The sequence below is a fragment of the Sporomusa sp. genome (genome assembly GCF_057736855.1).
In genome coordinates this window covers 1-6,319 of the sequence record NZ_JBYKYF010000176.1, presented here as the reverse complement: position 1 = coordinate 6,319, position 6,319 = coordinate 1, and the positions used below count along the sequence as shown (strand labels likewise).

General features: G+C 38.0%; 6 protein-coding genes. 3 read left to right on the top strand and 3 right to left on the bottom strand.

All coding sequences use genetic code 11. The features are described from left to right. Positions 1–392 precede the first annotated feature (392 nt). Positions 393–758, top strand: a complete 366-nt coding sequence (locus AC29Z1_RS11670; protein ID WP_488271636.1) for a DUF5684 domain-containing protein — start codon at positions 393–395, stop codon at positions 756–758. Between the two features lie 131 nt (positions 759–889). Here the strand turns inward: AC29Z1_RS11670 and AC29Z1_RS11665 are convergent, their stop codons facing one another. The 3 genes from AC29Z1_RS11665 to AC29Z1_RS11655 are packed head-to-tail and all read right to left on the bottom strand — an operon-like array spanning position 890 to position 4,237. Continuing rightward, a complete protein-coding gene (locus AC29Z1_RS11665) occupies positions 890–1,621 on the bottom strand; it encodes a hypothetical protein (RefSeq protein ID WP_488271635.1) in 732 nt (243 codons plus the stop codon). A gap of 25 nt (positions 1,622–1,646) precedes the next feature. Continuing rightward, positions 1,647–2,939 (bottom strand): FAD-dependent oxidoreductase, encoded by a 1,293-nt coding sequence (locus AC29Z1_RS11660; RefSeq protein WP_488271634.1) that lies wholly within the window; start codon positions 2,937–2,939, stop codon positions 1,647–1,649. Positions 2,940–2,950: 11 nt separating this feature from the next. After that, positions 2,951–4,237: an NAD(P)/FAD-dependent oxidoreductase gene (locus tag AC29Z1_RS11655; protein WP_488271633.1), complete on the bottom strand. Its 1,287-nt coding sequence runs from the start codon at positions 4,235–4,237 to the stop codon at positions 2,951–2,953. A gap of 300 nt (positions 4,238–4,537) precedes the next feature. Here AC29Z1_RS11655 and fliB point away from each other — a divergent pair, with 300 nt between their 5' ends. Beyond that, positions 4,538–5,647 carry a flagellin lysine-N-methylase gene (gene fliB, locus AC29Z1_RS11650; protein WP_488271632.1) on the top strand — a complete coding sequence of 370 codons (1,110 nt, stop codon included), beginning with the start codon at positions 4,538–4,540 and terminating at the stop codon, positions 5,645–5,647. A gap of 117 nt (positions 5,648–5,764) precedes the next feature. Next, positions 5,765–6,244 carry a PepSY domain-containing protein gene (locus AC29Z1_RS11645; RefSeq protein ID WP_488271631.1) on the top strand — a complete coding sequence of 160 codons (480 nt, stop codon included), beginning with the start codon at positions 5,765–5,767 and terminating at the stop codon, positions 6,242–6,244. The last annotated feature ends 75 nt before the right edge of the window (positions 6,245–6,319 follow it).

The following is a 6,319-nucleotide window of genomic DNA, read 5'->3' as shown; positions in this document are numbered from 1 at the left end:
GAGTTATCTGATCGGCTGTTAATGACCGTTGGTAAGCTGTATCCTGGCGGTTACATTCCTGCCAGGTTAAACGCCAAGACTAAATCAAAACAGTGCAAACACAGCAATTTTGTAGTTACAACGAATGCATAAAGGCAGAATAAACAGCACCTTACCCTTGGCGTAAAGTGCTGTTTATTGCATCTAATACTATGTGGAAGTAATCTTCTTATTTTTTTTATATGGCGAAGTTTTAGTTACTTGTAACATCTGTGTTAAGAGTGCTTTGTGCCATCTGCTTGTTATTCACTTTATAGAGTTTTATGTCATAGTATACTTTGAAGGATAGCTTTGATAAGCCTTCATCCTGCTAATAGAACGTAATCAAACAATTAACATGAAGGAGGATGGTTATGGAGAATAGTTTACTGTTTGTTTCGACGCTTATTATGTATCTTATTGGCTCATATGCACATGCAAAGATTGGAAAGAAGTTTGGTATTGGCTCCATGGTACAATATTTTATTCCGGTGTATAGCAATGTGTTGATATGCCGCTGCGCTAAAGTATCACCATGGTGGATTCTTGGATTGTTTGTGCCTTATGTTAATATTGCAGTAGTTGTTTATATGTATGGGTCACTCGCAGCGCAGTTAGGTAAAAGTTTTTGGGTTAATGGTCTTGGGTCACTAGTATTTGGGATTCCTGTGTTTATCATGGCGTGGGATAAATCAAAACCTGTCAATACCATAAAATTAGGTTCTTCGAGTGTGAACTAATTAGGTGTTTTTATCGTTTGACTTTAATAGTGAAAGCCGCTGTAGCAATTATCATAATAAACTTTGGATTCATCTTACTATGAAAAGGCCACTCCTTGGGAATAGGAATGGCCTTTTCATAATGGGAGCTTTTACTTAAATTTTGTGGTTCCAAAAAAGACTTGATGAAAGAAATCTTTTGTTTTTTCTGGTCCCAGGACAGCTTTAAATACATCGGTAGAAACACCGCCGGTATCAACCAGTCCATCGATATAGTCCTGCGTAATGCGCCATTTGGTCTGTCTATCCATTTCCGAAAGCGGTTCGTAAGCATGCTCCATTTCAATAAACAATTTCAGGTTTTCTGTGAACAGCGAGAATATTTCTTCATCCTGTTGCGGTGATGTGTTTTTGGCTGTGCAGACAGAGCGCATGGAATCATACCAGCATTTTTTTAGCTCCATATCTGGCAGCAAGGAATGTTTGACTTTAATGGCCCTGAACTTATCCATATAGGATAGGTATAGTGGGTCCTTTTCTTTTACTAGGTCATAATACTCAATCAAAAAACTGCGTTTTTGCTGAATATATAAATAGTCGGTCGAAAATAGCGGCAGATTCTTATAATAGGGGGTGATAACAAAGGAAACCATCTGCAGTGCAGGCGAATCTTTCGAATCCATGACCAAAAGATTACCAACACCTACAATCTCATATTGCTTAATCGTGTAGGCCATATTTTGTATGGTAAGCTGGGAAAACTCTCCGGGATCAAGTTCTTTAAGCTGGTAATTAGCAGCCAGTATATTCATACCGGTCTGGATTTGTTTTTCAATGGCTTGCTTATTGACGGCAAAAAAAGGATCTTTTTTAATTTCATTCATTATGCTATCTCCTTACACTCAGGTATCAATTAAGCTTGCCTGCACGATCCAACTCAATGATAGGCTGGATCTTTTCCAATAATGCGGGTCGTTCCTTTTGAATTTGCTGCTTATGCGCTAAAATGGCCTTCCATACTTTTTTCGGCACCTTAAACTGGCTGAAATCTCCGTCTAATATTTCGCCTTCAAGCAACGAAAACATATAGTCAAGTTCTTCATCTGAGTACTTTGGACGCATAGCCAAAGTGCTGTATAATTTTACAAATTTAACAGGATCGGCACGATTAAAATCAAAAGCTTCATTCCACCAGCAAGTATACTGCTCAAAACCATTCTTTCCGATTAATTCATCTTTGATTGCATTGGCCGCATGGTAACCGCACATAATGGCTCCCTGAACAAGCACTTCCACATAAGCTGCACTGTCACCAATTACTAGTACATTACCTGCATAAGGTTTTTGGATTGGAGAGTAAGATTTAAGAGAACAGCCTGTCTGCTCAAATATACGGGCATTTGTAAAGTGTTTGCTCATAGGACTATTGTTGATAAGGTTTTCAAACAATTTTTCTGGTGGCGAATCTTTGGTACCCATAATGGTTAATTCGATAGCCTCTTTACCCTCCAGCGAAGATTCAACCATGACTTCGGCAAATGGATGATACTTGCTTCCATAAAATTGGTTCCAGCTATGGGGTTCAAAGCCTGTGGTATTTTCCATTTTATAACTTAGTACAAGCGGTATACCAAAAAGCTTTCTGCCTTCATTAAAGCCAAATATACCGGTAATTTTGGCGTTGGCACCTTCCGCAATGACTAATTTCTTGGCCTTAATGGAAGTAGCATTTTCGTGATGTTTGACATCAATCCTGACATGGTCACCTAAATCTTGTCCACCGGTTGCAACAGTATTTAATCTGATTTCCACACCATGGTTGTCGCATTCAGTAAGTAAATCCTGCAGGAGCTGACCTTTATCAAATTTAATGGCAAATGGACGATGATCAGAATGGGCCAGATGAATTCTATAGCCGCTGGGAGAGTGATGGTAGTTATCGGTGATGGGCAATAATCTCCCCGTGTAGGTGATATCAAACCCATTCCTGGTAAACAGTACTTTATTACCCTGGATTTTAAGACTCTCATTTTCATAGCCTTCGTCCATAACGAATTGAGCAGAGCAAGCCCGTTTTATTTTTTTAATATCCTGTTTCATCTCAATCAGAGTTACTGTAAGGCCCAATTCGGCCGCAGTTTTGGCAGCCATGAGGCCAGCTGGGCCGGCACCAATTATAGCTAAATCACACATATTGTTCATCGTTATGCTCCTTATTTCTTAAATGTATCTGTCAGAGTCATGGTATGCATTTTTTCAATTTTTTCGTAAATGAGAGGTCGTTCCCGTTTAATTTGCTCCTTATGCACTAAGATGGCATCCCACATCAATTTCGGTGTTTTATATTGACTGTAAGTACCTTCTAATGTTATGCCTTCAATGAGAGAAAATAGATAATCAATTTCATCATCCGTGTAGGTTGGAACCAGGGCATAGCCTTGCGATACTAACAGATAGTCATCCCGATTAAATTCAAACGACTCGTTCCACCAGCGGGTATACTGTTCAAAACCATCGTTTCCTCGCAATTCTTCATAGACGGCTTTGGCTGCATGATAGCCGCACATTAAGGCTCCTTGAACTTCGACTTCAACAAAGGCAGCACTATCACCAATGCTAATAATATTACCGCTATAGGGTACTTTTAAGGAGGAGAAAGCTTTAACAGCACAGCCTTGTTTACTGATTAATTTTGCATTCGCAAATTGTTTTTTTAGTGGACTGTTTTTGGTTACATTTTCATAAATGGTTGCAGGTCGTAGGTGTTCACTTCCTGACAGGGTTAATTCAAATACATTATCTCCATATAAACTAGGGCCGATAATTACTGGTGAATTGGAATGATAGGCCTTACCATAGTAAAGATTCCAACTGTTTGGTTCAATCCCTGATATTTCTTCAAGGATGTATTTTATTACATGAGCGGTAGCAAAGAGAGTTCGATTTTTATTGAGACCAAAGATTCCGGTTACATGGGCATTCGCTCCCTCGGCAATCACTACTTTTTTGGCATTGATGCTATAGCGAGTATGCTCATCTTTGAGATTTATACTTACATAATCGCCTTTATCTGATCCGCCAGAAGCTAGGGTTGACATTCTGACGTCCACGCCCAACTGCTCACATTCTTGACATAAATCATCAATAAGTTTACGTTTGTCAAATTTTTTGGCAAAGGGACGTTGGTCAGGATGCGCAAAATGGATTTTATGCCCTTTTGGTGAGACATAGTATTTATTGGTGACATCCACTAATGCTCCAGAATAGTTAACTTCAAAATTATTTTTGGTAAAAATAATTTTTCCAGCCTCGATTTTGATGTATTCATTCTCATAGCCATCATCAAGAATGAATTGGGCAGAACAGGCTCGGCATAACTGTTTGAAGCTTTTGTTTTTCTCAATAAGTACAACCTTCAACCCTAGTTCTGTTGCCGTTTTGGCTGTCATAAGTCCTGCAGGACCGGCTCCGATAACTAATACATCAATGCTAGTATTCATTATTCATACCATCTCCTTTGGGGTGATAAGTCGCACACAGGCTTATCACTAATCGTTGTATACCAATTGTTTTCCGTTTTAACAATGGTTGGCGTTTTCTGAGACAACCTTTACTTTCTATAACTAGCTTTCCTAGTAGGCTTTGTGAGTATTCTCAGAACTTTGCATGAATCGGATATGGGAAAGATGTTAAAGAACAGCTAGCAAGTTAAGTGACAAGGAGTTTAAGGAAATTCAGGAGAATAGTTAAATATAGTTTAATGTAATGGCTAAGATATAGTGAAAAGTAAAGGAGAAACCATGATTGGATCGCATGTTAGGGCTTTCCGGTGTCGGGCCTGTGGCTACTGCTGTTATAGAAATAAACCATGGGATTCATACCTGGCAGTTGATGAAGGCACTTATGAAAAAATAAGTAATGAAGGAATTGACGATATCCAGCGCAATATAGTTACTGTTCAACATGTAAGACAGCTAAAATGTACTGGCAATCACTGCTCATTCTTAAATAAACACAATTTATGCGAGATACATCTGAAGTATGGTTATGAATATTTGCCTGATGCCTGTAAAACTTATCCGCGAATCATTGGTTTAAGCCCACGAGGGATAGAAATTTCGCTTGTTTTTATTTGCCGCGAAGCCATTAAGACCATTATTAGCCAAAATAAGATCGTGTTTAGTGAGGAACCGATTTGCGGTTTCATTCATCCCAATAGTTATCATTATGAAATTTTCTCTACTGATGAATATGACCAGAAACGTATAAACGCATACTTTGCGTTTTGGCCTAAAGTCATACACGATTTGCAAAACAGATGTCAGCCCTTAAAACAACGTTTATTGATTTTAGGGGAAGAATCTCTGCGGCTTAGTGAATATATTGACAGTACAAGCGCATCCTTAGAAACGAGTATGAAGGATTCATTGAAAATCTTGCATACCATTCTTATAAGTAGAACCTATGAAGCGGAAAATGATTATACTGAACAGTATATTGAAAACCTAAAGAAAATTGGTGCTGTTATCACTGAGGATGCTTTTTCCTTAGCTGAATTCCAGAATATTAAGGAAAGGTTTATTGACAGAGAATATGCCCAATATGAATATGTCTTAGAAAACTATGTAGTGAACTTTATGACCACTAACATCTATTTTTTCAATGGGTCAGTCTTTGGCTATATGATGTTGATGCTGCTGGTAGCTTCCATTATGGTCTTTATGTCAGGATATGCCGCATTCTACAGGCGTTCCCTGGATGAAGAAATCATTATATTAGCCATTCAGACTGTTGATACAGGATTTTTTGGCCATTTTAATTGGTTTTCAAATAGAATTACGGATATTATCAAACAGTACGGAATTAGTAATACGGCTAACATTGCCGCAGCTCTAGGACAAATATTGTAGTAGGGGAGAAGGCCGTAAATACCTACATTTGGAGTTAATGATTTTTAAGCCTTTTGATTGACTAGCTATAAATAAAGATTTACAATAATGATATATCATGTTATGCAGGGGGCTGTTATGAAAAAATATATTAGAATATTACTCACGACACTTACCATTTGTTGTTTCTCTATGGCTGCTGTTGCGGCATTACACCCAGAAACTGCAAAAGAAATCGCAGCAAAAGCAGTTCCGGATTCGGCAGAATTTGTAGAAATCGAAAATGACTCTGATGAATATGAAGTGAAATTTATTGATAGTAATAGAAAAATTAAATATAGTGTTGACGTAAGTAAAGAAAAAGAAGCTGTAACCAAATTTGAGATGAAAAGAATTTATGACTATGGCAGTAACAACATTATCCTGTCCCAGCAAGAGGTAGTATCTATTGTTAAGAAAGAATATCCTGATGCGGCAATTACTAAAGTTAAACTAGATAGTGATGATGGTTTAAAAGAATATAAAGTAAAATTTACAACCCCTGACGTGGAGGGGGAAATGGAAATCAACCCACAAACCGGGGTTGTTATTGGAAAAACAATAAAATATGTAAAATAAAACAAAGAGGCTTACTAAGCCTCTCAGATTGTAGACAAAGCCGCTTTTATGCCGTAAGGCAAAAAGCGGCTTTCT

Coding starts and splice junctions, on each gene's coding strand:
- AC29Z1_RS11670 (WP_488271636.1), top strand. CDS start 393: ATGGAGAATAGTTTACTGTTTGTTTCGACGCTTATTATGTATCTTATT.
- AC29Z1_RS11665 (WP_488271635.1), bottom strand. CDS start 1,621: ATGAATGAAATTAAAAAAGATCCTTTTTTTGCCGTCAATAAGCAAGCC.
- AC29Z1_RS11660 (WP_488271634.1), bottom strand. CDS start 2,939: ATGAACAATATGTGTGATTTAGCTATAATTGGTGCCGGCCCAGCTGGC.
- AC29Z1_RS11655 (WP_488271633.1), bottom strand. CDS start 4,237: ATGAATACTAGCATTGATGTATTAGTTATCGGAGCCGGTCCTGCAGGA.
- fliB (WP_488271632.1), top strand. CDS start 4,538: ATGATTGGATCGCATGTTAGGGCTTTCCGGTGTCGGGCCTGTGGCTAC.
- AC29Z1_RS11645 (WP_488271631.1), top strand. CDS start 5,765: ATGAAAAAATATATTAGAATATTACTCACGACACTTACCATTTGTTGT.